A 583-nucleotide genomic window follows, 5' to 3' on the forward strand; every position below is an offset into this window, starting at 1 on the left:
CTGCGGCCTCGCGTTTGAATTCAATGGAAAAGGTACGGCGTTGTTTGGTCATCAGACACCTCTATATCTGGCGATATTCTCGCCTAAATGAGTGTCCGGAATCATTAGACCACTACACCCTGTACTTTCATCAGCTTGCCAAGAGTTTCCTGAACCTGCCTTTCTTCCTTCTCGAATTGTGCCCAGATAGTGTTCAGGTCCGCCGACGCCTTACCGCGCAACAGTACATTCTTCCATTCCTGGACCTGAATCTTGAATTTCAAATTGGCCTCATCGACCAATTGCGAAACCTGCACCGGCCCCTCAAGCAAGCCGCGATAAGATTTTAAGTTATTGGAAAGGAAGTAAAAACAGGTCAGCGCGATCAGCAACACCACGATTCCTCCCATCATGGCAAGGACCTGAATGCGAAAAGATTTAGCCATTAAAAACACCTCATGAAGGGATTACGGCGGTGCGCAATCTGAAAATTTTTGCGCCACCTAGTGTACTGTTTTCGAAATAAGTTACCCATAACCTGCAAGCTAAGCTATTGATAAGATTTGAATTTTCCGTTAGTTGGTGGCTGATTTTTTCGAAAACA

At 45.5% G+C, this 583-nt stretch carries 1 pseudogene; it reads right to left on the reverse strand.

Annotated features, from left to right (window positions below):
- Positions 1-116: 116 nt before the first annotated feature.
- A pseudogene (locus DW49_RS0124245) lies at positions 117-425 on the reverse strand (chemotaxis protein); the annotation flags it as partial.
- Between the last annotated feature and the right edge of the window lie 158 nt (positions 426-583).

This window comes from Pseudomonas avellanae BPIC 631, from assembly GCF_000444135.1.
In the GTDB taxonomy this organism is placed as follows: Bacteria; Pseudomonadota; Gammaproteobacteria; order Pseudomonadales; family Pseudomonadaceae; genus Aquipseudomonas; species Aquipseudomonas avellanae.